Origin of the sequence: Chryseobacterium taklimakanense (assembly GCF_900187185.1) — a bacterium.
In the GTDB taxonomy this organism is placed as follows: domain Bacteria; phylum Bacteroidota; class Bacteroidia; order Flavobacteriales; family Weeksellaceae; genus Planobacterium; species Planobacterium taklimakanense.
The window spans coordinates 1,036,244-1,058,969 of the sequence record NZ_LT906465.1; the positions used below are offsets into that span (position 1 = coordinate 1,036,244).

Genomic DNA, 22,726 nt, shown 5'->3' on the forward strand with positions numbered 1-22,726 from the left:
TAAATAAAAAATTTTTAGAGTTTTTCCTCACCGTTCTCCTCAATCTCTCTCAACTGTTCGAGATTTTTTCCCAATCTTCCCATAATGATTCCGTAAACCACACGGTAGTACAGCCAGATGAGGAAAATACTTATCGCTGTAGAAATGCCCAAACCAACGAGGAATCCTATAAATGTAGGATGGTCCATTTGAAGGTTTTGGGACGAAATCGTATTAAGAACAAACATTGTAAGTATCGCCATAAAAAATACCAGTAACAGAATATTGGTCAGGATGAAAAGGCTCACCGTTTTCCTGAATTTCATAATCTGCAGGATGAATTTTTTCAGGTTCTCCTCTACGTGGATCTGCCGGTAGTTGAGGTAGAATTTTACCACAAAAAAGCCAGTAACTAAAAGGCTTACAACCCTCATAATGAAATACAAATGGGCATAATCGGCTTCAAACTTCGTAGTTTTTTCCACGCCGAGTTTTTCCATGATATGCATGAAACTGTCATCACCGCCTTTTTGAAACACATAAAAAATGTTCATCACCAAAAACAGTAAAAATTCTGCAACACTGATCCAGAAAATGTATTTCACGTAGTTCCGTGACTTGCTGTTCAGCATTTTCAGGATTTCGCTGCTGTTGTATTTATCCGGAACGGGCTGCTCCTGCCACTGCTTTTTCAGGTTGTCAATATCAAAATCAGGCATATTTTTCCATCAGTTCTTTTAATGTTTTCTTCAGACGGTTCATTTTCACTCTTGCGTTCACTTCAGAGATACCCAAAGTTTCAGCAATTTCGCGGTATGGCAAATCATCCAGATACATCATTACAATCGCCCGCTCCATTTTCGGGAGCATTTTCACTACTTTGTAAAGTAAGGAGATTTGTTGTTGTTTTTCATCGTCATCTTCCACATAATCACGGTGATGGTAATCCATCAGTTCGTCGGTTTGTGGAGATTTGGTTTTTTTTCGGAATAAGGTAATCGCTGTGTTCAGTGCCACACGGTACATCCAGGTCGAAATCTTGCTCTGCCCTCTGAATGTGTCGTAGCTGCGCCACAACTGTAACACTATTTCCTGAAAAAGGTCCTGCTCATCTTCAGTAGAGTTGGTGTACAGGCGCGAAACCTTGATAATCAAACCCTGATTATCTTTTACCAGCTGCGAAAACTCTCTCTCTCTGTCCGTCAAAACCTTGTAAAATTATGCGAACGAAGATATTAAAAAAAGTTTTTATTAAAGCTATTTACGGATTTACGAATGCCGGAATAAGGACATAAAAAAACCGGAAAAAACTCCGGTTCACTGTTTTTATAATTCTTTCCTAAGCCGTGCCACCGGAATATTGAGCTGCTCGCGGTATTTGGCGATGGTTCTCCTTGCGATGTTGTAGCCTTTTTCCTTTAGAATTCCAACCAGGGCATCATCGGTGTAAGGTTTTCTCTTGTTTTCTTTGTCTATAGCTTCCTGAAGATGCATCTTGATTTCTTTGGTAGATACTTCTTCACCATCATCATTGGTGAGTGAATCAGAGAATAAATCTTTAAGATAAACGATTCCGTTCGGTGTGTCGGCATATTTGCTCTTTACCACACGCGAAATCGTAGAAATATCAAATCCTGTAATGTCGGCAACATCTTTTAAAATCATTGGTTTCAAAGACTTGTCGTCGCCTGTCAAAAAATATTCTTTCTGAAGTTTTACAATCGCGGTAATGGTTTGCAACAAGGTATTCTGGCGCTGGTTAATCGCGTCGATATACCATTTGGCGGCATCAAGTTTCTGTTTGATGAAAAGCGCGGCCTGTTTGTGCTCGGCAGAAGTCTTATCATGAGAGTATGTGGAGAGAATATCCTTGTACTCATCTGAAACTCTTAAAGTCGGTGCATTTTTGCTGTTCAGCAAAGGGATGACGTCGTATTTGCCTTTTGAAAGTTCCTTCACCTGAATTACAAAATCGGGAATGATTTCCTGATTGATGGTGATGGTCTGCGTATCGAAATTGCCGCCAACTTTCGGGGAAAGCCTCGAAATTTCGTCCAGTGCATCTTTCAGGTCTTCCTCGTCCACATCATACTTCTGCATGATCTTGTTATAATGCTTGTTAGTCAAGGCATCAAACTGATTCCTTAGAATATTGGCAGCCAAAGAAACGGCTTTATCCGCACTGACTTTCTTCTCGATCTGAAGTAAAAGACACTCCTGCAAATCCCGGGCTGCAACTCCCGGCGGATCAAGTTTCTGAACATAATTTTCAAGAATGTCTTCAACCTTTTCCTTAGTGGTGTAAACGCCCTGTGAGAACGCCAAATCATCCACAATAGATTTGATTTCACGTCTCAGATAGCCGTCTGTATCCAGGTTTCCGATGACGTATTCTGCAATTTTCAGATCGTCGCCACTGATATTGATAAGGCGGATCTGCTCGATCAGATAATCGTAAAGCGTCTGTCCTTCCGTGAGTAAACTTTCATTGTCGAATTCCTCATCATCAGCAGAATAGTTGCTGGACGCGGTTTTATACGAAGGTTCGTCATCAAAAAGGTATTCATCTACATCAAAATCGGTATCGATGCTCTCGGAACCCTCATCTTCATATTCGCTGCCGATATCGTCGTAAGATTCCTCTTCCTGGTTTTCGTCTTCGCTGGCTCTTTCCAGGGCCGGATTTTCCTCCAACTCGCGCTCCAGTTCCTCTTCAAACTCCAAAGTGTGAAGCTGTATCAACTTCATCAGCTGAATCTGCTGCGGCGCCAGTTTTTGACCAAGTTTGAGCTGTAGGTTTTGTTTTAACATAGTTCTATTGTGTGCAAAAATATCCTATTGCCAAAGTAGAGGCTTACAATATTATTGCGAAATTTTTTATAATTAGTTTAAAATTCTGCACTTTTCGGTGTTCTTGGGAACGGAATAACATCGCGGATGTTGGTCATTCCCGTCACGAAAAGCACCAGCCTTTCCAGGCCAAGGCCAAAGCCAGCGTGCGGTACCGAACCGAACTTGCGGGTATCGATATACCACCAAAGTTCATCCTCATCCACATGCATCTCCTTCATTTTTTGTTTCAGAACATCAATTCTCTCCTCCCTTTGCGAGCCACCAATGATTTCACCGATTCCCGGGAACAGAACGTCCATCGCGGCTACCGTTTTACCGTCCTCGTTCAGGCGCATATAAAATGCTTTGATCTCTTTCGGATAATCGAAAAGTACAACCGGTGACTCAAAATGCTTTTCAACCAAAAATCTTTCATGTTCCGACTGCAGATCAGTTCCCCAGTGCTCCACCGGAAACTGGAATTTTCCTTTTTTGTTTTCCTTTGAGTTCATTAGGATTTCTATGGCTTCCGTATAAGAAACACGCTTGAAGCGTTTTTCAGCTACTTTTTCGAGTTTCTCGATCAGACCTTCTTTTGCCCTTTCTTTTTCGGGTTTTTGTTTCTGTTCTTCCGCGAAACGCTTATCTAAAAACTCAAGATCATCTTTACAGTTTTCCAGTACATATTTAATGACGTACTTCAGGAAGTTTTCTGCCAGGTCGATATTATCTTCAAGGTTATTGAAAGCCACTTCAGGCTCTACCATCCAGAATTCCGCAAGGTGGCGCGTGGTATTTGAATTTTCTGCACGAAACGTGGGGCCAAAAGTATAAACCCTTCCCAAGCCCATCGCTGCAGTCTCAGCTTCAAGTTGCCCGGAAACGGTAAGGCTGGTTTTTCTGGCAAAGAAATCCTGTTCGAAATCGATATCGCCGTTTTCGTCTCTTGGTATGTTATTCAGGTCAAAGTTCGTCACACCAAACATCTCGCCGGCACCTTCAGCATCCGCTCCGGTAATAATCGGCGTATGGATGTAGAAAAACTGATTTTTATTAAAGAACTCATGAATGGCAAAACTCACCGCACTTCTCACTCTGAAGATCGCTCCGAAAAGATTGGTTCTGAAACGCAAATGCGCCTCTTCACGAAGTTTTTCAAGAGAGTGTTTTTTAGGCTGAAGAATGGTTTTCTGCAGTTCTTCACTGAAGTTATCACCAAGGATTACGATTTTCTTCGCTAAAATTTCAACCGTTTGGCCGGCACCCTGGCTTTCTACAACTTCCCCGGTGATTTTGAGGGAAGAGGCGGTATTGATCTGTTTAATGATCGCTTCATCAAAGTTTTCAAAATCTACTACGATTTGTAGATTGTTGATCGTGGAACCGTCATTCAGAGCAATAAATCTGTTGGAACGGAATGCACGCACCCAACCCTGAACCGTGATATCGTGATGAAGGACTTTTTTGTAACCTTCTAAAATGTCTTTTACTGTTCTCTTTTCCATGGTAAACATCTGTAGTGTGCAAATGTAAGGAAAATTGGAATAATTTTTGATGAAGGCGGCTTTTTCGGCTATGGTTTTATTCTTAAGCCCCCATCGATTAATAGAATTTTGTGAGGCTGAATAAATAGGTACATTTTGCTTGACAGAGGAACACAAAAAAGTTTTTAAAAAACTTACAATAAGTGTTGTTTTTAAAAATACAATATTATGGAATATCCAACTGTAAGCTGAGCTCTAATTTATTTTGAAAAATATTTGGTGAAACTCCACAGCTTGCGGCTTTTGAGGTAATTTAAGTCGTCTTCTTTGGCGTAAGCTTCCCGTTCAAACGAAATGTATTTATAGGCGAGAAAACTGTTTCTGAGTTTGAAATACCAATAGTAATATTCAACCACGTACCAGATGTAAAAAAATATGATTAAAAGCTCAAGTTGCTGGCGCAGGTGAATTTTTTCGTGGTTGACCAAAACCTCATTATTGCGGTCTTCCTTCTTGCGCAGCAGGATAAACGGAAACAGGGTGATGCCGTTTATTTTCGTATTTTTGAGCAGTCTGTGCGCTACGATAATCATCAAACAAAAATAATATAAAAAAAATATTCCACTAAGGATTTAACTTATGCCAAAACCTGACATCAAAGAAAATGAGGACTATTATTATAATGAGCAGGGCTACAGGGTTTTTACCGAAAAATACCATCTGAAGCGCGGCTACTGCTGCAAAAACGGCTGCAAGCACTGCCCCTACGGTTATGATAAGAAGACCGACACTTTTATAAAAAAACAGAATAAAAAATAACTATATACATTTTAAAAAAATGAAAAAATATTTTTTCCTTCTTTTGGCTTCTGCAACTCTGGGAATAACTTCCTGCTCACCGTTCCAGGTGCGTTCAGATTATGCGGAGACTGCAAACTTCAACAATTATAAAACTTATAAATTAAGAATTGATGATTTGAAGCTTAATGATATCGATAAGGACCGCGTTCTGAATGAGGTTTCAAAACAGCTTCAGACAAAAGGCCTTTCCGTTGGCGAAAACCCGGATCTTATCGTAAATGTGAAAGCCCAGCATAAGAAAATAACCGATATCCAGAGAGACAGACCTTACGGAATGTACGGATGGGGCGGTCCTTGGGGCTGGGGTGTCGGGATGAGCAGAACGTGGAGCAGTAACTACAACCAGGGTGCTTTAGTACTTGATCTGATCGATGCAAGAACCCAAAAATTAGTATGGCAAGGAATTGGTGAAGGGATTTCTGTAGATTCGCCAAAAGCGAAACAAAAACAAATCCCGGAGATCGTTGCTGAAATCATGGCAAACTATCCGCCAAAAAAATAACAAAAATTCTTGTAAGAGCAGAAAGCCGTCCCAGTTATGAGGCGGCTTTCTGTGTTGTATATGTGTCTAAAATTTCTTATATTTGAGTGGCATCCGGTCAGATATATGAATCTCGGCCATTACAATCAGAACCAGTTGGTTTTGTAGAAACTCCCTCCCATATCGAATTGGCTAACATGATTGCAGATCTACTGGAAACTTTTTGAAGACCTGCTTACTGCACTGGAGGATGCCGAGGATGAACTGGAGCGTCATACCTTTACCTCTATCTTGAGCAATATGAGGATGACCAAGATTCAGAATAATTATTATCTTAACCTGAAACTTTCAGGACTGGTTTTTGCATTGAAAACTACAAATTTTAAATATTATGGAAATACTTATCAATTCAGACAACGAAGTAAAAATGGACCAGGCGGGAAAAGACTATTTCAGAGCTGAACTTCAGGATTCCTTAAAGAGATTTGAAGATTATGTAACCCGCTTTGAGGTATATTTTTCCGACGAAACCAGCAACAAAGACACTCCAGGCGACCAGAAGTGCGTGATTGAAGCCAGGATTAAAGGAAGAAACCCGGAAATTGTAACCAGCCACGCCTCTGCACAGAAAGCCGCATTCGACGCTTCCATTGATAAAATTCGCACAGTTCTTGACCGTGTTATCGACCAGCAGCGCGGCCATTAAAGCTCACTTTCTTCACAAAAAAAGCGCCTCAGAAAGGCGCTTTTCAATTTATTTTTCAAGGAGTTCAACAATCGGCTGGCCGATGTTTCCGCTTGGATTTTCAATTTTAAGAATTTGTGCAAGGGTTGGCGCAATATCGGTCATGTGATATGGTTTCGCACTTTCCCCTTTTCTGATGCCTTTACCCATAAAAATTAACGGTATATGAGCATCGTAAGAATTCCAGACGCTGTGGGTGGTTCCTTTTTTTGCATAAGTCGGCAACATACTGTCGTGTGAAATAATCTGGATATCGCCGCTTCTCTGCCAGTTGTACCCGTTGATTACCCTCGTCTTGATCGGCTCAGGAATCGGAGCTTCAGCAAGTTCCTTCAAATCTACGGCGTAAAGCACTCTTTTATCTTTATTAAGTTTTTCCAGCAGGTATTCTTTGATGTCATTCTCTTTTAGATTTTTCTCTGCAAGCAGTTTTTGGTTCAGATAAATTTGGTAATTATCAATGGCCCAAATCATTTTATCATAGCCAAATTTGGTTTTAAGGTCTTCCTGAAGGGATTTTTCCAAATCTTCATCGAAGAAGCCGGTCACCATTTTATTTTCTTTCATATAGCCTTCAGCGTGAGCTGCCCCGTGATCAGCGGTAAGGAAAACCAGATAATTTCCTTTCCCCACCTGTGCATCCAGCTTTTTAAAAAAAGTTTCGAGATCTCTATCCAATCTAATGTAAGTGTCCTGAATTTCTATGGAGTTTGGTCCAAATGCGTGTCCCACATAGTCAGTTGAAGCTAAATTCACGACAAGGAAATCTGTATCCGTATTTCTGCCCAAGTTGTAACCGTCGATGGCAGCTTCGGCAGCTCTCAAAGTCAAAGAATTACCAAAAGGCGTCGTTCTGATTACTCCTTTTTTCTTATCGTAATCTGATGCGAGATTTTTATACGGGAAAGTCGGCGTCGCTGCACTTCCCAAAAGCTGTTCCCAGGCTACATTGTCTGCGGAACTTTCGATATATTCGCGGATTGGTTTTGCGGTGTCCCAACCTCCCGAAACAAGCTGCTTACCAACTTCCTGATCATTGAAACGCTTCAGCCAATCCGGAAGATCATTCATATAATAAGTACTGGTCACGAAATTTCCTGTGCCTTCATCAAACCAAAATGCTCCTGTAGGATTATGTCCTGCCGGCAGGATAGAGGCACGGTCCTTCAAAGAAACGCCAACCACTTTTGAACGGAAATTGGTCGCCATTCGCAACTGGTCTGTTATGGTGGTGCTCCAAAGATTTTTTGGTGAATGTGCGCCAATTTTCTCTGAAGAAGAACCCACACCTTTAACAGAATTATCTGTGGTACAATATACATTTTCGCCGGTTTCGCGGTCGGTCCAGTCGTTTCCCGCTATACCGTTAATAGAGGGGACAGAGCCGGTATAAACTGAAGTATGGCCAAGAGCGGTAACCGTCGGCACATAATCGATCATTACATTATTAAAGTTATACCCTTCATTCAAAAGCCTTTTGAAGCCACCGTTACCGTAATGGTTTTCATATTTGTAAAGAAAATCCCACCGCATTTGGTCTACCACCAAACCTACGACCAGCGCCGGGCGTTCGGGGTGAATATTTTTTTTGCTTTGTGCCGTAATTGTTCCTATAGTAAGAAACGTAAGAACTAAAATCTGAAATTGTCTGAACATTTTAAACGTTGTTTGGGTGCAAATTTAAATGAAATTATTGCTGCATTTAAAAAAAAGGGAATTCATCTTCTGTTAATATAGCTTTCTGTACTTTTGAAAAAAAATGAAATATGAAAAGAAGAGATTTTCTGAAAGGCGGTTCTCTGGCCACAATTGGCACATTACTACTGAATCCGTTCGGTGCAAAAGCAAACACTATAACTGAAGAATTTAAAGGGAAAAAAGCGAAAAACATCATCTTTATGGTAAGCGATGGGATGAGTTCAGGAACTTTGAATATGGCGGATTTATACTGCAAAAGGAAGCTTGGGCGACACTCGCACTGGCTTTCGCTTTATGAAGATTCTCTGGTTAACAGGGGGCTGATGGATATGGCTTCGGCAAGCTCCATTGTTACAGATTCTGCTGCAGCAAGCTCTTCGTGGGGCGGCGGCGTTCGTGTAAACAACGGAAGTCTGAACGTAAGCCCGAACGGACAGGAAAATATGCCGATTCTTCAAAAATTCAAAAAAGCAGGTAAGAAAGTAGGCTGTGTAACTACAGTTCCTATTACCCATGCAACACCGGCCGGTTTTTCGGTATTTACCAAAAGCAGAAACTCACAGGAAGAAATTGCAGATATCTATGCTGAGCTTGGTTTCGATGTGATGATGGGTGGCGGGCATAAGTATTTTGATGCAGCACAGAGAAAGGATAAAAAGGATATGTATTCTGTTTTCAGAAACAAAGGATATACGGTGGCAAGAAACAAATCAGAAATGAATGCTGCACCGAAAGGCAAACCGCTTCTGGCAACCTTTGATGAAGACGGACTTCCCTATACGGCTGACCACATGAGCAGCAATTTTATGAAAAACAACATCCCAACAATTGCTGAAATGACAGCAAAGGCCATAGACCAGATGAAAAACCATTCAAACGGTTTTGTAATGCAGGTAGAAGGCGGAAAGGTAGACTGGGCTGCGCATGCCAACGATATTGCAGGCTTGCTTTACGACCAGCTGGCTTTTGATGATGCCGTAAAAGTGGCTGTGGATTTCGCTAAAAGGGACGGCAATACACTGGTTGTAATCACCACCGACCATGGAAACGCCAATCCCGGGCTGATTTATGGTAAATTTGTGAATGAAAACTTCGACAGCCTCCAGAAATTTAAAAATACCAACGAATGGATTCTGCAGGGCATCAAACCAACCGACAGCATTGCTGCGGTAAAAGAGCGCATCGAAAAAGCGAACGGCAGCGTAAAAATAACTGATGATCAGGCGAAGGACATCCTTTCTTACTACCAGAAAGCTGAAAAAGAAGACGGCGTATACAATCCGAAACATTTACCGTTCCGCACGCTGGCCGAAATTCAGAAATCCTATACTTCTGTGGGATGGATCAGCATGGACCATTCTGCAGATTATACCGAACTGGCAATGTACGGTCCGGGAAGCCAGTATATGAAACCGTTTATGAAAAATACGGACATTCACGCATTCTTACTGAAGGCTGCACAGGTGGAAAATAAATTTTAAGAATACTATAAAGCCGCAAAAAGCCCGAAAAAATTCGGGCTTTGTTGTTTATATTAAAAGAAATTAAAATTTCAAATCACCGTTTACTTCTCTTACAGCGTTTGCAGCTTCCTCGAATTTTGCTTTTTCAGCATCATTCAACGGCACGTCAACGATTTTTTCAACACCGTTCCTGCCGATGATGGCCGGTACGCCAAGGCAAATATCGGTCTGTCCGTACTCACCTTCAAGCATCAGTGAACAAGGAATCATTTTTTTCTGGTCGCAAGCAATTGCCTGTACCATTACTGAAACTGCTGCACCCGGTGCATACCAGGCTGAAGTTCCTAAAAGTTTGGTTAAAGTAGCTCCGCCAACTTTAGTTTCTTCGATCACGTAGTTTTGTTTAGCTTCATCCAGGAATTCAGTTACCGGAACACCGTTTCTCGTGGCTTTGCTCATCAGCGGAAGCATTCCCGTATCGGAGTGTGCTGCGATCACCATACCGTCCACATCAGAGATTGGAGCTTCAAGGGCTTCAGCCAGTCTGTACTTGAAACGTGCACTGTCTAATGCACCGCCCATACCGATAATTTTGTTTTTCGGCAATCCTGAAGTTTTGTGAACCAGATAAGCCATCGTATCCATAGGATTGGAAACCACGATGATGATTACGTTGGGTGAATGTTTTACCAAATTGGCAGTTACATCTTTTACGATACCTGCATTGATGCCGATGAGTTCCTCACGGGTCATTCCCGGTTTTCTCGGGATTCCGGAAGTGATAACGGCAACATCAGAGCCAGCTGTTTTGCTGTAATCTCCGGTTGTCCCGGTAATTTTGGTATCGAATCCGTTCAGGGATGCGGTTTGCATCAAATCCATCGCTTTACCTTCGGCAAAACCTTCCTTGATGTCGACTAACACAACTTCTGAACAGAAATTTTTCATTGCAATGTACTCAGCACAACTGGCACCTACTGCTCCTGCTCCTACTACGGTAACTTTCATAATACTTATTTATTTTTAAATTAAATTATCCGGTTTTAAGTCTAATTTTCACCTTTAAAAGATGCTGAAATTAATGACCTTCAAATTTACGAATTATTGAAAGTTTGGCAAAAGAAAACCACAACGCTTTTCACTTTGAGGCTCTTGATTACTATTTCTTCCCCGAATTAAATACGGTTATAAAATTATACCTTCGAAAAGTTTTGATTTCCCTTTTAAATTCTAGATCAAAAAAAATTCTAAAATAATGGCTGAAACCGTTAAGAAGGTAAAAAAAAACTTAAGATTTCAAAAAAATTCAGTTTCGCGGAATTATTCTTGCTGCCTAATTGCGGTAAAACAATAAAATTTTAAAAAAATGAAATTTGAAATGTTAGCAAACACGAAAAGAGTATTAATGGCTGCAGCGTTCTTCGGAACGGTTTCTTTGGCATCTGCACAAACAGACAAAAAAGAAACAGCAGCAAAAGCAGAAACGGCGGTAACAACACAAGTTGCAGTGCAAACAACCCCTGAAATTGAGGGTTTGAAAAAGCAGGTTGCAGCAAATCCTAAAGATGCAGAAGCTTTGTCTAAACTGGCGGTAGCTTACCAAAATGCATCCGATTGGAATAATTCATTACAAACTTGGTTACAAATCTCAACACTGTTGCCAGAATGGGCTCCAGCTTATTACAGCCAGGGAATTGCCTACCAAAATCTGAAAAATAACGAAAGTGCCAAAGCGGCTTACGAAAAGTATGTTACCATGGTAAAACCTGAAGAAGTGGAAGCAAACAAAAAGAATTTGGCTTATGCACATTTCTTTATTGCGTACGCTTTGTTTGAAACTGATAAAAATGCTGCAAAAACGCACATTGCAAAATCTTTACAGTATGATCCAGGTAACACAGACGCTCAAAATCTGAGCCAATCATTGAACGGATAAAACATCGTGTAATAATAAGTGAAAGGCTGCTTTAGAAAAGGCAGTCTTTATTATTTTACGATGAATTAAATTACTAAAATCAATGTAATTTTGAGCCAGGAAAATATTTATTTTAAGAATTTTGTACCCATAAAATATTACTTTTTCTAAAAGAAGCAAATGAAACTCTCCATACTCGACCAGGGACCCATTTCACAGGGGCAAACTCCGCAGAAAGCTTTAGAAAACATGCGCGTAGCCGTAAAATTTGCGGATAAACTGGGTTACCACCGTTTCTGGTTTGCCGAACACCACAATACAGAAGGTTTCGCCAGTTCGGCGCCTGAAATTTCGATTGCGCATCTTGCCGGGCAAACCGAAAGAATCCGGTTGGGTTCCGGTGGCACGATGATGATGCATTATTCTCCTTACAAAATGGCGGAGACTTTCAAAACTTTATCCGCCTATTCCCCGGGCAGAATTGATTTTGGTGCAGGACGCGCTCCGGGCGGCGACGGAAAATCCATTTTGGCTTTATCTGAAGGCAAAGACACACGTTTTCAGGATCTTTATAAAAAACTTTCGGAAACTTTACATTTAATGAACGATGAAAACGGTGAGGATTATTTCAACCAGAATGTGGTCGCCAATCCTACAGAAATTATCCTGCCCGAGGTTTTTCTGCTGGGTTCCACGGGAAACAGTGCTTTGGAAGCCGGAAAAATGGGTTTGAGTTACGCTTATGTCCAGTTTTTTACCGGAACTATCGACCGGGATATTTTTGAGGTTTACCGCGAAAATTTTGAACCTTCAGCTTTTCAAAAAGAATCGAATGTATTAGCGTGCTATATGGTAACCGTTCCTGAAACGCATGAAGAAGCCGAATTTCAGGCGCTTTCTTCCGATATTGCCCGTATGCAGCTCCACACCGGACAGCGCATCCGCAGAATGTCACCCGAAGATGCACAGACTTATCCTCTAAGTGATGCAGAACGGCTTTTTATTGAGCAGAATAAAAAATGGCACATCCGCGGAGAAATCAATGAGGTGGTTGATTATCTTAAAAATGAACAGCAAATGCACCGGTTTGACGAACTGATGATCTGCACCATTCCATTTGCGCAGGATTTCAAACTGAAAGAATATGAAATGCTGGCGAAAGGATTCGGACTGATTTAAAAACAATTATGACACTGGATAAAACCGGCAACGTTGGAATCTGATTTTCCGTAACTTACAATTCTTACATCCAAAGGAACATTTCTGAACTTTTCCACTGAAATCCTGATGGCATCCAGAATCCAAGATACTTCATTGCCAAAAACCCCACCGCCCACCAGCGTTAGAAACAGCCTTGGTGAACCGCCTTTTTGAAGGTTTTTAACTGCGGCATAGAACGTTGACTCATAAGAGGCCTCCAGAATTAAGCGGGCAAAATTTTCCCAAATACGCCCCTGAACCATGGAATGATAGCCCACCGGTAAAGCAGAGCAGTAAACCTGGGTAACCGTTTGGCCGGAAGTCGCAGTGGTGACTTCTGTGTTCCACTGAATCCCAACTTTTAAACGGGCTTTAAGGTCTTCCCATTCCCCTTTCGCAAGGCCGGAAAGTTTTTCATTGATATAGCTGAGTCCTTCCTCAGAAAACATGGCATAACCGTTTTTCATTTTCCAAAGGTTAAGTTTTTCATTTTCAAAAAACTGTCCGATACCAGAAAGACAGTCTATTTGGTTGGCTGCCGTTTGGCCGGTTTTGCCGTTTACCTGCGCAAAATAATTTCTAAAAACTGTTCCTGCACCGCAACTCACCGCACATGCAGGCCCTTGCGTCCGGTCATTTTCATAAATATCCACACCGCTTTCAGGGGTAACGCCCGGGTGAACCATTTCCAAAAGGTTAAACTGTGAGGCCGCCTGAAAAACTGCATTGTTGTTTTCTTCATCCTTATGCAGCGACGCCACATCGCCAACCGTTTCAGAAATTTTGATATTTTCCCGGTAGTTTTCAAGGTTAATCCCGCTCCTTAAATCCTTAAGAGCAGGAACTTCAAGAAACCCGCAACGGTATTTTTTACCATTGACGAGGGAAGTCATAAACGCTCCTTCAACAGATATATTTTTCTGTACATTCTCATGGGAAATTTCGTCGAAGCCCATTAACTGCCTAAACCACATGGATGATTATTTCGTTAAAAATACAAAAAATCCCCACCAAAGTGGGGACTTCCAATATTTGATGATTCTTCACAAGAATCTGTCATTCAACCCAGAATTATTTTACTTCTTCAAAAATAACGATATATGAAAATCAATTAGTTACAAAGTCATGGTACAAATATGGAATAGAAAATGAGACCTTGCACATTGTCTTCTGTCGAAATTTTCATTTAAAAATACGCGAATTAATATTCTCTTTTTAGTTGCCGCATTTTTTCGAGTAATATGCTGCGAAGTTCACGGTCATCTTCTTTAAGAAGTAATTTCTGAATTTCAATAAACTTCCCGCTGGCTTCTGTAAATTTTTTGTCGCTTGCAAGTACAGCCAGCCATTCCGAAAAATGGGCAAACTGTTTTTGATTACTGCTATATGAAAAATCATCCAGATATTCTGGAACGTCAATATTTGAGGATTGGTATTTCTCCATAGGAATCACCGGTCGGCCAAAAAATTTATCCAGAATATAGGTATTGGAACAAAATGCCATGAAAATCATTTTCTCCGCTCTTTCTATTTTGTTGGCTTTGAAAAGAATAATCGCCAGCTCAAAAAGAAAATCTGGAAAGCCAGAATCGTCGGGGAAATTTTTATAAAACCAGTTAATGTATTGCAATCCACCCGTCCAATCTTCAAGTTTTATGTAATATTGTGGCGGTAAATATCTGCGTCCGCTACTGTCATCATAAAAACCTCCCCAGCGTCTTTTGTCTGCTGCCAAAGCCGCTTTAATCTTTTTGATTTTTAACTGTAGTTTCTCTGCCTGTTTTTCTGTCATCTGAAATCCTCTTATGAAAGTAAAACTACAAATTACAACGATAAAAAATTCAAAACAACATTATCGGCAAAAGTTGATTTTTAAGTAAGAAATTATCGTATTTTTGCCGATAACGGCATTGTAAATATGAAATACATTTCAGTAAGCGAGTTTGCGAAAAAGTGGAATATCCCTGAGAGAACGGTGCGGAATTATTGCGCTACCGGAAAAATTACTGGTGCTTTTATAACAGGTAAAACTTGGAATATTCCTGAAGATTATGTTTTTACTGAAAAAGAAAGTTCTAAAAAATTCAGTAAAAATGTTCTTCTAAACTACCTTAAGGAACAGAAAGATATGAAGCTGAAAGGTGGAATTTACCACCGAACGCAGATTGACCTCACCTATAATTCCAACCGGATCGAAGGCAGCAAACTGACCGAAGACCAGACCCGCTTCATTTTTGAAACCAATACTATTGGCATTACTAAGGAAACTGTGAATGTGGACGATATTATTGAGACCACCAATCACTTCCGTTGTATAGATTTAATCATTGATAAAGCCAACCGAAAACTTACGGAGACCCTCATTAAAGAACTTCACTTTTTGTTGAAATCCGGTACTTCTGACAGCCGTAAGGATTGGTTCAATACCGGAGAATATAAAAAGCTTCCCAACGAAGTAGGCGGAAACGAAACTTGTGCGCCCGAAAATGTGGCTTCGGAAATGAAGAAACTTCTCCAAAATTATAACTCAATCGAAAATAAAACTTTTGAAGACATTATAGATTTCCATTATCAGTTTGAAATTATTCATCCATTTCAGGACGGCAACGGCCGTGTTGGGCGCTTGATTATGTTCAAAGAATGCCTTGCCAATAACATTGTTCCGTTTATCATTGAAGACGATCTGAAACAGTTCTATTACAGAGGTTTGCAGCAATGGCCGAACGTGAAAGAATATTTACTTGATACCTGTCTAACCGCACAGGATCACTATAAAAGTATTTTGGATTATTTTAGGATTGTGTATTGAGAATATATATCAAAATATCCTTTTGCGTCTAGATTTTTAGTGAAATTGAACATGCAAAATAAGCAGCTAGATAACGGAAGAGTACAGGTAAAACTGAACAAATCTGTAAGCCACAAGTTCTGTCGTCAAATAAATTAGATTCAACAAGATTTTTTTCTGAGAACAATCTTACCGGACGAATATCAGTTCCAACTTAAAATCCTTTCAGTTTTTGGGTCGTGGCGAGGGTTTTGATGTAATTATTGAAACAAGAAATTCAATATCAAGATTATCGTCAACGTAATCAAAGAATATAATCCTCTTACAAAATAAAAATGTGATTTAAGGAGAATGTTTGCTTTCTCATTGTTGACCTTGTTATTATTCTCTATACTATTTTTTAGATCTGAAATATATTCTGAATTAAACTCTTCAATTGTATCAAAATTTTGAGTAACAGAAGCTGTATCGCAATCCATATACCTAAATTTTTTAACATTAAAAATTTTAGACGCGGTATAGATTGAAAAACCCAATAATGTTACAGTTAATATAAAAAGCAAACTAAAACCTACCTTTATTAAACAATTTGAGGTAATTAATCTTTCATATAGAAAAGGGACTAGAAAAGCTATTAGCGAGATAACAACTCCTGATTGTGAAATTAACTGGGTAATCTTAGATTCAATAACAACTAATCTTTTTTCTTCATTGTCAAATAATCGAGTTAAATATTGAATGGCAACAAGTTGGTTTCCAGAATTACTAAACATTTTGATTTATTAATAAGTTAATGATTGCATTCGAGATTTCCAAGCCTGTATCCGATTCAATCCAAACCCATTGACCATTAGGGTTTATTTCAAGAAAAATATATTCGCCATTTTGTTGTTTAATCAAATCAATAGCCCCGAACTGTAATCCAAGGATTTTTACAATTTCTATACATTGATTTTCCAAATATAGTGGTATCTCAACTTTTTCGAACTTTAATCGATCCTTTCGCCAATCTATTTTTGTGGTCTCCAGATTTTGTGACTGTACTTTTGCAGGAAAAACTTGATCCCCAACAACAGTGATTCTCAATTCGTATTCTTTTCCAATATTATTCTGAAAAAAAATAGGAAAAGCAATTTCATCGTCTGTTAACAAATGACGATTAAAAAGATTAGTAAATACCAACTTTTCTTCATTATCAACCGAAATCCTACTTGTAAAAAAAGGCTTTATAACGACTTCATCAAAGTCGAGTGAAAACCTACTGATTTCTTCATTTTGATTTGAAATTATCGTATCAGGAATTTTGAAACCTATTTCGCTTGCTAACTTTAATTGGAAAAGTTTATTTTCAGCTATCTGTATTTTTTCAGGATTGCTAATCCAATTTTTCGTATCTAATATTTTCCAAAAACATTTCAAAAATTCTGAATAATCTTTTTGGAAGGCATTTCCATCAATTTCAGTATCAAATTCTAGTAGTGGACTTTTTGTCCTGCGGAACCAAACAGTATCAAATTTATCGCAGTTATCAATACATGACTTTAAAATTCCATTCTGGAATTTAACCGATATACGGTGTTTTTCCAATATATCATCTGTATTAAATCGTAAATATTCAATTCCTTTTTTATTAAGTTTATTTACAATATAATCTGTTGTAAAATCTTGTTTGTGAGATACAATTAATATCATTAGTCTTTATCTGTACTTTCTACTTCAAACTTTGTTGTTGTCATAGTTATTAGCGCATCCCTGATTGCATTTCTGTCATCATCATCATTTTCCTGACTAACCAATGTAATGGTTTTGGTCAAAAAAAGCAATGACGCTTCAGAATCTTTATTAAAAGTCTTTGTAAAAGATTCTGTTGACAAATTATCCAAATAATCAACTGCACATTTCCCAGTTTTATACAATTTATTTAAATTACTTTTATGACAGTAATAATAATCAGGAAAATCAATTGAGTTGATTGGAGATTCAGTATAGTCTAAAATTAAATACCTCATACAGCTAAATTTTAGAATTAGCACTAACCGTTTGTAAATGGATCGCTTGTATAATTCTTTCCATATCTGCTTCAAAATATCGTGGTTTTCGCAAATCTTCCAAAATGACCGACCTTTTCATCTCACTAGGATTTTCTTCGTGATAAACAAGAAGATTCACTTCCGGAATATCTGGTAAACTATCGATAGATTTACCTATCATATCATAGATTCGTTCTAATGATTTTTCTTTTGCATTCTTGCTTTTCGCAGTATTACTATCATAAAATACGTTTAAAAACTCGCTGTAAAAAGTACGAAGTCTGTTATGAAGTTCTTCCCATTCTTTTGTTTCCATTATTTAATTTTTTGAATTTACTTCCCACACTTTATTTATATATCTCCACCCACACCTTTGAATTTCTCAACAAACGCTACTATTTTCTGAAATATACTTTGCTTTTTCGTAAGATAGTTAGGGTTTAGCGGACTCATCTTTGGTAGAATATCATTGAGTTCCGTACCATTGTCTGTAGCATATTCTCTTTGGAGTGAGCGCTTCAGATAGCGTTTCGCGGCTTCTTCATTTAATCTTTCCTCCTCGATAATTTCGGTGGCCTCAATTTTTTGTTTTTCCTGTGCGTAGGTGAAAAAGGCATCAATTATGTATGCCTTGTCTTTTATCTGGTCTAAATCGGTTTCATTAATAAAATCCACCACCAAACCTTCCTTGGCACGATTGCCGATGCTTCCTCGGATCACTCTGCGAATTTCTTCTACCAAAGAAGCTTTATCCTTCGTTTTCTTATGTTTTTCGAAAATGAGTTCCAAAATATAATCCAGGTTGATTTCCTGAGATTTTAAAAGGTCTATTTCAAAAACCACATCATCCCAGTCAATCTGCGATTGATTTTCACCTTCACCTTCTTTATGTCGGCGCAGCCAATCCCGAATGTCATTGTAAGTAGAACGGTAATCCTGGACCGTTCTTTCAGGCAAAATTTCAATTTTTTGCATGATGGCAATATCTTCATCAGTAACATAGTGTGTTTGCTTGAATTTTTCCACCGCTTCTTCATCACCCAAATTCAAAGACTGCAAATCTTTAAGATTCGTAAATTCATCATAATTCTGAAGGATATTCTCCACACGCAGATATTCCCCAAATAATTTAACAAAGTCTTTTTTGTCTTTTTCGGTTTCTATCTCATCCGGATTTGGAAATTTTTCGTTCAGGTCATTCACAATTTCCACAAAGCCTCTTCGCGCTTCACCTGTCACCAAATCTGTGAATCCTTGTAGGTATTCTTCGTAACTTTTCTCCAATACCACATTTTTGGTATTCTTGTCTCCAAAAAGCGTGATAGCATCCACCGTTGCCTGCTCCAAATCCCGGAAGGTAACAATGTTTCCAAAAGTTTTGGTAGCATCATAAATCCTGTTAGTTCTGGAAAATGCCTGCATTAAACCATGATAACGTAAGTTTTTATCTACAAACAACGTATTGAGGGTTGGTGCATCAAATCCGGTAAGGAACATCCCTACCACAATAACGAGGTCGATTTCCTTACTTTTCACGCGTTTGGCAAGATCGCGATAATAGTTTTGAAATTCTTTGCTATCAACACCATAACTGCTTCCAAACATCGCATTATAATCATTGATGGCCTTCACTAAAAATTCTTTAGCGCTACTCTCCATTGCCGAAGGCTCAAAGGTTTCATCCGTAATTTCACCGATAGCATTTTGCTCTTCATTCGCGGCAAAAGAATAGATGGTAGCAATTTTTAAAGGTTTTTCACTGTCTTTTTGCAAACGGTTCAGCTCCTCATAATAACATTTTGCTGCATCTACACTGCTTACAGCAAACATGGCATTGAACCCTTGGTTTCCGCCCATGTTTCTGTGGGTCTTTATCCTGAAATTGTTTAAGATATATTGCGAAATTTCCTTTATTCTGTTAGGATGAAGGAACGCTTTTTTATTTTCTGCAGCATTCAGTTTTTTCTCGTCCTGTTCCGTTTCTATGTCTTTAAATTTTGGACGGACATTATTGTAGTCCACTTTAAATTTCAAAACTTTTTCATCACGAATAGCATCGGTAATCACATAGGAATGCAACTCCCTGCCGAAAACACTTGCCGTAGTTTCAGAACCTAAAGCATTTTCAGGAAAAATAGGCGTTCCTGTAAAGCCGAATTGATAGAATTTTTTAAATTTTTTCTTTAAATTTTTCTGCGCTTCCCCAAACTGCGAGCGGTGCGCCTCATCAAAAATAAAAACCACCTGTTTCTGATAAATTTCCAGATCGCTCTCACTCTTCATGAGGTTGTTGAGCTTCTGGATGGTGGTGACGATAATTTTATTGTCGGTTTTTTCAATATTCCTTTTTAGTCCGGCTGTGCTGTCAGAACCATTCACGCTGTCCGGAGAAAAGCGCTGGTATTCTTTCATGGTTTGGAAGTCCAGATCTTTTCTGTCCACCACAAAAAATACTTTATCTATAAAATCTAATTTTGTGGCCAGTCGCGCCGTTTTAAAACTGGTCAAAGTTTTTCCCGAGCCTGTGGTATGCCAGATAAATCCACCACTTTCATTTTTTGACCAGTTTTTTGCCTGGTAAGAACTCTGTATTTTCCATAAAATTCTTTCGGTAGCTGCAATCTGGTAGGGCCGCATGATGAGCAATGTATTACTTACATCAAATACAGCGTACTTTAAAATAACATCCAGCAAGGTTTTTTTCTGAAAAAAGGTGGCGGTAAAATCTTTTAAATCTTTAATCAGGGAATTGTCTGCCCGGGCCCAGTTCATGGTAAAATCAAAACTGTTTTTGTCGCGCTGCACCGTGTTGGCAAAATACCGCGTATCTGTTCCGTTGGAAATCACGAAAATCTGCACATATCTGAACAGAGAATTTTCTGTATTAAAACTTTCCTTGGTGTAACGGTGTACCTGATTAAAGGCTTCACGAATGGCTACACCACGCTTTTTGAGTTCTACCTGTACCAGTGGCAAACCGTTCACTAAAACGGTAACGTCGTAGCGGTTTTGGTGCTTTCCTTTTTGTTCAAATTGTGAGAGCACCTGCACTTTGTTGCGTGCTATGTTGTTTTTATCTACCAAATAAATGTTCTGGATATGCCCGTCATCAAAAACAAAATCATAAACATGGTTGTCCTGAATTTTTCGTGTTTTCTCTATCAGGTTTTCGCCGGGTTTGTCCAGATATTCTTCTACAAAGCGCACCCATTCACTATCCGTAAAAACCATATTGTTGAGCACCTGAAGTTGCGTGCGTACATTTTCGAGCATGGCACCTGCACTTTTGATATGGGAAGCATCTTCATAACCTTGCTGTATTAAGTCTTTTATAAACTCCTTTTCCAGGTCTGCTTCGGTTTGGTAAACTGCAGGCGCTTCATGTACGGAAGATATTTTAACGTATTTATCTAGGACGATGAAGTTGTTGGTTTCGGCGATGGTATTATACTGTGACATTTTCTTCTTCTGTTGTATTATTTTTATGGTCTTTAAAACGATAATTCGTTTTGATTTGTTTTACCAAGTAAATTAAGACTCTTTTATCGTTGTCGTTTATTACGGTCGTTTCTTCCCCTGAAAATTTGCTGTGACTTGAAAGATTGATGATTCGATTATAATAAGCTTCTTGCGATTCGGCAGGTAGAAGTTCCTTCCACTTATTATAGCCTAAAAATGTAGACATTTTTTCCAAAATATTTCTTAAAAAATTAAAGTGATATTTCTGAATATTTTCCGGTGTAGTTATAAGTTTTTCCAATTCTGATAAAAGGAATAAGTGATAAGAAAATGGCGAATCATTATTTTGGTTTTTTAAATAATAAGTTCCATCCTCCAACTTTTCTAATATATATTTTGAAGAGTGTTTTGGTTTGTAGTTATATTTCGGTTCTGCGTTATTAAACTCATTAAATAAGACATTATAAAATAACGGGTTGTGAGTTGTAATTATAAATTTAATTTCAGATTGGCTCCATTTAATTAATTCCGCAATATTAACTGCCAACTCAATTAAATGGGTTTCATCTAATGAACTTACAGGATCATCAATAAACACGTATTTCAAATCATTAAAAACATCGGTCGCTCTATCTGATTTTTCAGGAATGTTTAACACATCAATAGTTTCTTCTAATAAACTATAAAAAACACTCCAAATAAAGCAGCTTTCCTCCCCCTTAGAAATTTTTATATTTTCTGGCGCTTCATCATTACCTCGTTCAAAAGAAAAATGGACTTCAGAAAATGCCGGGATAATTATGTCTTTTTCTGCAGCATCTTTTATACTGTATGCTTCATTAAATTTCGGTGTCAACTTAGCACTGGTATAGCGTTGAAAATGTGTTGTTATGCTCGCTTCTTTCCCTTGGTCTACCAAAACCCAATTGGTGTAATTATTTGGCTGTATCTTCAGTTTTCTATCAGAATCATACTGCAAGTCATTATCCCAATAAAATAAATCCTCAGTGAATGCATTATAATACAATACTTTTACTTTTTCATCTTCGGTTTCACTGGATTTTGGAGAAATCAATTCTTTAAACTCGCGGGAAAGTCTTGTTTTTCCGGTTCCGTTAAAGGCATAGATTAACTGCACCTTTTTATTGGCGTCTTTTAAATCTTGAGCTATTTCCCGTAAAGTTTTTCCCATTATGCGCTAACTTTTTGATCATGAAAATCCAACAAAAGATCCCTGTAATACTCGTACTCTGTTTTTCTTAATTTTATTTCCTTGGTCAGTTCTTCTATGATGGTTTTATTCGCCAAATCATATTCGTCTAAAAGTTTTACAATGCGGGTTTGTTTTGCTAATTCAGGAACAAAAATTAATATCTTCTCCATATCCTTAGCAGAAACATCGATAACCTTAATTCCTTTAGCATATCTTTTCTTTTCATTATAAAAATGAATAGTTTGAGTGTAATAAACAAAGTACTTTCCCAATATCAATTCAGAGGGTTTGAAAATTGACGCATGTCCTCCTGTAACTGCTTGTTCCTCTCCCAAATATAAAAGTGATTTTCCCACGTCATCTAAATTTTCACTTGTATTGGTAATTATTACATCACCATAATTTACTTTTTGTAGTTTTTCTGCCGTCTCTGCCGACACAAATGATTTTGTTGAATATGCGACAGTATTATAATAAGTATAAATCTGACCGTAATGAATAGCAGGAATTCCAGTTTCTGCAAAATCTGATTTGGGTAAGCCATTCCCTCTTATAATTTTTCCTAAGTCGCTCATTTT

The 22,726-nt window shown here is 38.6% G+C and carries 24 protein-coding genes; 8 read left to right on the forward strand and 16 right to left on the reverse strand.

Translation table 11 applies throughout. The annotated features are described in order from the left end of the window. Positions 1-14 precede the first annotated feature (14 nt). The 5 genes from CKV81_RS04935 to CKV81_RS04955 all read right to left on the reverse strand — a co-directional run bounded on the left by CKV81_RS04935 (position 15) and on the right by CKV81_RS04955 (position 4,888). The gene (locus tag CKV81_RS04935) at positions 15-698 is read right to left on the reverse strand and encodes a beta-carotene 15,15'-monooxygenase (protein WP_095071007.1); all 684 of its coding nucleotides are present in this window, start codon (positions 696-698) and stop codon (positions 15-17) included. After that, a complete protein-coding gene (locus CKV81_RS04940; protein WP_095071009.1) occupies positions 691-1,185 on the reverse strand; it encodes an RNA polymerase sigma factor in 495 nt (164 codons plus the stop codon). The genes CKV81_RS04935 and CKV81_RS04940 overlap by 8 nt, the downstream gene beginning before the upstream one ends. A gap of 120 nt (positions 1,186-1,305) precedes the next feature. Beyond that, a complete protein-coding gene (gene rpoN, locus CKV81_RS04945) occupies positions 1,306-2,790 on the reverse strand; it encodes an RNA polymerase factor sigma-54 (protein WP_095071011.1) in 1,485 nt (494 codons plus the stop codon). Between the two features lie 77 nt (positions 2,791-2,867). Continuing rightward, positions 2,868-4,316, reverse strand: a complete 1,449-nt coding sequence (gene asnS / locus CKV81_RS04950) for an asparagine--tRNA ligase (RefSeq protein WP_095074253.1) — start codon at positions 4,314-4,316, stop codon at positions 2,868-2,870. A 239-nt stretch (positions 4,317-4,555) separates the two neighbouring features. Next, positions 4,556-4,888: a hypothetical protein gene (locus CKV81_RS04955; RefSeq protein ID WP_095071013.1), complete on the reverse strand. Its 333-nt coding sequence runs from the start codon at positions 4,886-4,888 to the stop codon at positions 4,556-4,558. 46 nt (positions 4,889-4,934) lie between these two features. On the opposite strand from CKV81_RS04955, the gene CKV81_RS04960 reads away from it, so the two are divergent. The 4 genes from CKV81_RS04960 to CKV81_RS04970 all read left to right on the forward strand — a co-directional run bounded on the left by CKV81_RS04960 (position 4,935) and on the right by CKV81_RS04970 (position 6,343). Next, positions 4,935-5,114, forward strand: coding sequence for a DUF5522 domain-containing protein (locus CKV81_RS04960; RefSeq protein WP_095071015.1), 180 nt, complete (start codon positions 4,935-4,937; stop codon positions 5,112-5,114). Positions 5,115-5,133: 19 nt separating this feature from the next. Continuing rightward, entirely contained in the window at positions 5,134-5,658 is a 525-nt protein-coding gene (locus CKV81_RS04965; protein ID WP_095071017.1) for a DUF4136 domain-containing protein, read from the forward strand. Between the two features lie 180 nt (positions 5,659-5,838). Then, positions 5,839-6,099, forward strand: coding sequence for a hypothetical protein (locus tag CKV81_RS13320; protein ID WP_157727366.1), 261 nt, complete (start codon positions 5,839-5,841; stop codon positions 6,097-6,099). Next, positions 6,029-6,343: an HPF/RaiA family ribosome-associated protein gene (locus CKV81_RS04970; RefSeq protein ID WP_095071019.1), complete on the forward strand. Its 315-nt coding sequence runs from the start codon at positions 6,029-6,031 to the stop codon at positions 6,341-6,343. Before CKV81_RS13320 ends, CKV81_RS04970 begins: the two co-directional genes overlap by 71 nt. A gap of 48 nt (positions 6,344-6,391) precedes the next feature. Here CKV81_RS04970 and pafA read toward each other — a convergent pair whose 3' ends face one another. Next, complete coding sequence (pafA, locus tag CKV81_RS04975; RefSeq protein ID WP_095071021.1) at positions 6,392-8,038, reverse strand: alkaline phosphatase PafA; 1,647 nt, start codon at positions 8,036-8,038, stop codon at positions 6,392-6,394. 110 nt (positions 8,039-8,148) lie between these two features. Here pafA and CKV81_RS04980 point away from each other — a divergent pair, with 110 nt between their 5' ends. Further along, positions 8,149-9,561, forward strand: a complete 1,413-nt coding sequence (locus tag CKV81_RS04980) for an alkaline phosphatase (protein WP_095071023.1) — start codon at positions 8,149-8,151, stop codon at positions 9,559-9,561. Between the two features lie 63 nt (positions 9,562-9,624). Here CKV81_RS04980 and CKV81_RS04985 read toward each other — a convergent pair whose 3' ends face one another. Then, the gene (locus tag CKV81_RS04985; RefSeq protein ID WP_095071025.1) at positions 9,625-10,551 is read right to left on the reverse strand and encodes a malate dehydrogenase; all 927 of its coding nucleotides are present in this window, start codon (positions 10,549-10,551) and stop codon (positions 9,625-9,627) included. A gap of 358 nt (positions 10,552-10,909) precedes the next feature. Here CKV81_RS04985 and CKV81_RS04990 point away from each other — a divergent pair, with 358 nt between their 5' ends. Continuing rightward, entirely contained in the window at positions 10,910-11,479 is a 570-nt protein-coding gene (locus CKV81_RS04990) for a tetratricopeptide repeat protein (RefSeq protein WP_258454550.1), read from the forward strand. Positions 11,480-11,638: 159 nt separating this feature from the next. Further along, positions 11,639-12,637 carry an LLM class flavin-dependent oxidoreductase gene (locus CKV81_RS04995; protein WP_095071027.1) on the forward strand — a complete coding sequence of 333 codons (999 nt, stop codon included), beginning with the start codon at positions 11,639-11,641 and terminating at the stop codon, positions 12,635-12,637. On the opposite strand, the gene CKV81_RS05000 is transcribed toward CKV81_RS04995, so the two are convergent. Both CKV81_RS05000 and CKV81_RS05005 read right to left on the reverse strand, forming a co-directional pair. Beyond that, the gene (locus CKV81_RS05000; protein ID WP_095071029.1) at positions 12,634-13,632 is read right to left on the reverse strand and encodes a hypothetical protein; all 999 of its coding nucleotides are present in this window, start codon (positions 13,630-13,632) and stop codon (positions 12,634-12,636) included. The two genes, CKV81_RS04995 and CKV81_RS05000, sit on opposite strands and share 4 nt — an antisense overlap. Before the next feature lie 227 nt (positions 13,633-13,859). Then, positions 13,860-14,450, reverse strand: a complete 591-nt coding sequence (locus CKV81_RS05005) for a hypothetical protein (protein ID WP_095071031.1) — start codon at positions 14,448-14,450, stop codon at positions 13,860-13,862. Between the two features lie 126 nt (positions 14,451-14,576). Between CKV81_RS05005 and CKV81_RS05010 the strand changes: the two genes are divergently transcribed. After that, positions 14,577-15,467, forward strand: a complete 891-nt coding sequence (locus CKV81_RS05010) for a Fic family protein (RefSeq protein ID WP_095071034.1) — start codon at positions 14,577-14,579, stop codon at positions 15,465-15,467. A gap of 239 nt (positions 15,468-15,706) precedes the next feature. Here CKV81_RS05010 and CKV81_RS05015 read toward each other — a convergent pair whose 3' ends face one another. The 7 genes from CKV81_RS05015 to CKV81_RS13575 are packed head-to-tail and all read right to left on the reverse strand — an operon-like array spanning position 15,707 to position 22,723. Beyond that, complete coding sequence (locus CKV81_RS05015; protein ID WP_095071038.1) at positions 15,707-16,219, reverse strand: hypothetical protein; 513 nt, start codon at positions 16,217-16,219, stop codon at positions 15,707-15,709. After that, positions 16,212-17,138, reverse strand: a complete 927-nt coding sequence (locus CKV81_RS05020) for an MvdC/MvdD family ATP grasp protein (RefSeq protein ID WP_095071042.1) — start codon at positions 17,136-17,138, stop codon at positions 16,212-16,214. The genes CKV81_RS05015 and CKV81_RS05020 overlap by 8 nt, the downstream gene beginning before the upstream one ends. Continuing rightward, positions 17,138-17,455: a hypothetical protein gene (locus CKV81_RS05025; protein WP_095071044.1), complete on the reverse strand. Its 318-nt coding sequence runs from the start codon at positions 17,453-17,455 to the stop codon at positions 17,138-17,140. Before CKV81_RS05025 ends, CKV81_RS05020 begins: the two co-directional genes overlap by 1 nt. Positions 17,456-17,459: 4 nt before the next feature. Beyond that, positions 17,460-17,792, reverse strand: coding sequence for a hypothetical protein (locus tag CKV81_RS05030; protein ID WP_095071045.1), 333 nt, complete (start codon positions 17,790-17,792; stop codon positions 17,460-17,462). Between the two features lie 35 nt (positions 17,793-17,827). Then, positions 17,828-20,935: a type I restriction endonuclease subunit R gene (locus tag CKV81_RS05035; protein ID WP_095071048.1), complete on the reverse strand. Its 3,108-nt coding sequence runs from the start codon at positions 20,933-20,935 to the stop codon at positions 17,828-17,830. Beyond that, a complete protein-coding gene (locus CKV81_RS05040) occupies positions 20,922-22,127 on the reverse strand; it encodes an AAA family ATPase (RefSeq protein WP_095071050.1) in 1,206 nt (401 codons plus the stop codon). The genes CKV81_RS05035 and CKV81_RS05040 overlap by 14 nt, the downstream gene beginning before the upstream one ends. Further along, the gene (locus CKV81_RS13575; protein WP_157727367.1) at positions 22,127-22,723 is read right to left on the reverse strand and encodes a restriction endonuclease subunit S; all 597 of its coding nucleotides are present in this window, start codon (positions 22,721-22,723) and stop codon (positions 22,127-22,129) included. Before CKV81_RS13575 ends, CKV81_RS05040 begins: the two co-directional genes overlap by 1 nt. Positions 22,724-22,726 lie beyond the last annotated feature (3 nt).

Bases quoted from the DNA above. Each gene is read 5' to 3' on its own strand.
- CKV81_RS04935 (WP_095071007.1), bottom strand. From the start codon at position 698: ATGCCTGATTTTGATATTGACAACCTGAAAAAGCAGTGGCAGGAGCAG.
- rpoN (WP_095071011.1), bottom strand. From the start codon at position 2,790: ATGTTAAAACAAAACCTACAGCTCAAACTTGGTCAAAAACTGGCGCCG.
- asnS (WP_095074253.1), bottom strand. From the start codon at position 4,316: ATGGAAAAGAGAACAGTAAAAGACATTTTAGAAGGTTACAAAAAAGTC.
- CKV81_RS04955 (WP_095071013.1), bottom strand. From the start codon at position 4,888: ATGATTATCGTAGCGCACAGACTGCTCAAAAATACGAAAATAAACGGC.
- CKV81_RS04960 (WP_095071015.1), top strand. From the start codon at position 4,935: ATGCCAAAACCTGACATCAAAGAAAATGAGGACTATTATTATAATGAG.
- CKV81_RS04965 (WP_095071017.1), top strand. From the start codon at position 5,134: ATGAAAAAATATTTTTTCCTTCTTTTGGCTTCTGCAACTCTGGGAATA.
- CKV81_RS04970 (WP_095071019.1), top strand. From the start codon at position 6,029: ATGGAAATACTTATCAATTCAGACAACGAAGTAAAAATGGACCAGGCG.
- pafA (WP_095071021.1), bottom strand. From the start codon at position 8,038: ATGTTCAGACAATTTCAGATTTTAGTTCTTACGTTTCTTACTATAGGA.
- CKV81_RS04980 (WP_095071023.1), top strand. From the start codon at position 8,149: ATGAAAAGAAGAGATTTTCTGAAAGGCGGTTCTCTGGCCACAATTGGC.
- CKV81_RS04985 (WP_095071025.1), bottom strand. From the start codon at position 10,551: ATGAAAGTTACCGTAGTAGGAGCAGGAGCAGTAGGTGCCAGTTGTGCT.
- CKV81_RS04990 (WP_258454550.1), top strand. From the start codon at position 10,910: ATGAAATTTGAAATGTTAGCAAACACGAAAAGAGTATTAATGGCTGCA.
- CKV81_RS04995 (WP_095071027.1), top strand. From the start codon at position 11,639: ATGAAACTCTCCATACTCGACCAGGGACCCATTTCACAGGGGCAAACT.
- CKV81_RS05000 (WP_095071029.1), bottom strand. From the start codon at position 13,632: ATGTGGTTTAGGCAGTTAATGGGCTTCGACGAAATTTCCCATGAGAAT.
- CKV81_RS05005 (WP_095071031.1), bottom strand. From the start codon at position 14,450: ATGACAGAAAAACAGGCAGAGAAACTACAGTTAAAAATCAAAAAGATT.
- CKV81_RS05010 (WP_095071034.1), top strand. From the start codon at position 14,577: ATGAAATACATTTCAGTAAGCGAGTTTGCGAAAAAGTGGAATATCCCT.
- CKV81_RS05015 (WP_095071038.1), bottom strand. From the start codon at position 16,219: ATGTTTAGTAATTCTGGAAACCAACTTGTTGCCATTCAATATTTAACT.
- CKV81_RS05020 (WP_095071042.1), bottom strand. From the start codon at position 17,138: ATGATATTAATTGTATCTCACAAACAAGATTTTACAACAGATTATATT.
- CKV81_RS05025 (WP_095071044.1), bottom strand. From the start codon at position 17,455: ATGAGGTATTTAATTTTAGACTATACTGAATCTCCAATCAACTCAATT.
- CKV81_RS05030 (WP_095071045.1), bottom strand. From the start codon at position 17,792: ATGGAAACAAAAGAATGGGAAGAACTTCATAACAGACTTCGTACTTTT.
- CKV81_RS05035 (WP_095071048.1), bottom strand. From the start codon at position 20,935: ATGTCACAGTATAATACCATCGCCGAAACCAACAACTTCATCGTCCTA.
- CKV81_RS05040 (WP_095071050.1), bottom strand. From the start codon at position 22,127: ATGGGAAAAACTTTACGGGAAATAGCTCAAGATTTAAAAGACGCCAAT.
- CKV81_RS13575 (WP_157727367.1), bottom strand. From the start codon at position 22,723: ATGAGCGACTTAGGAAAAATTATAAGAGGGAATGGCTTACCCAAATCA.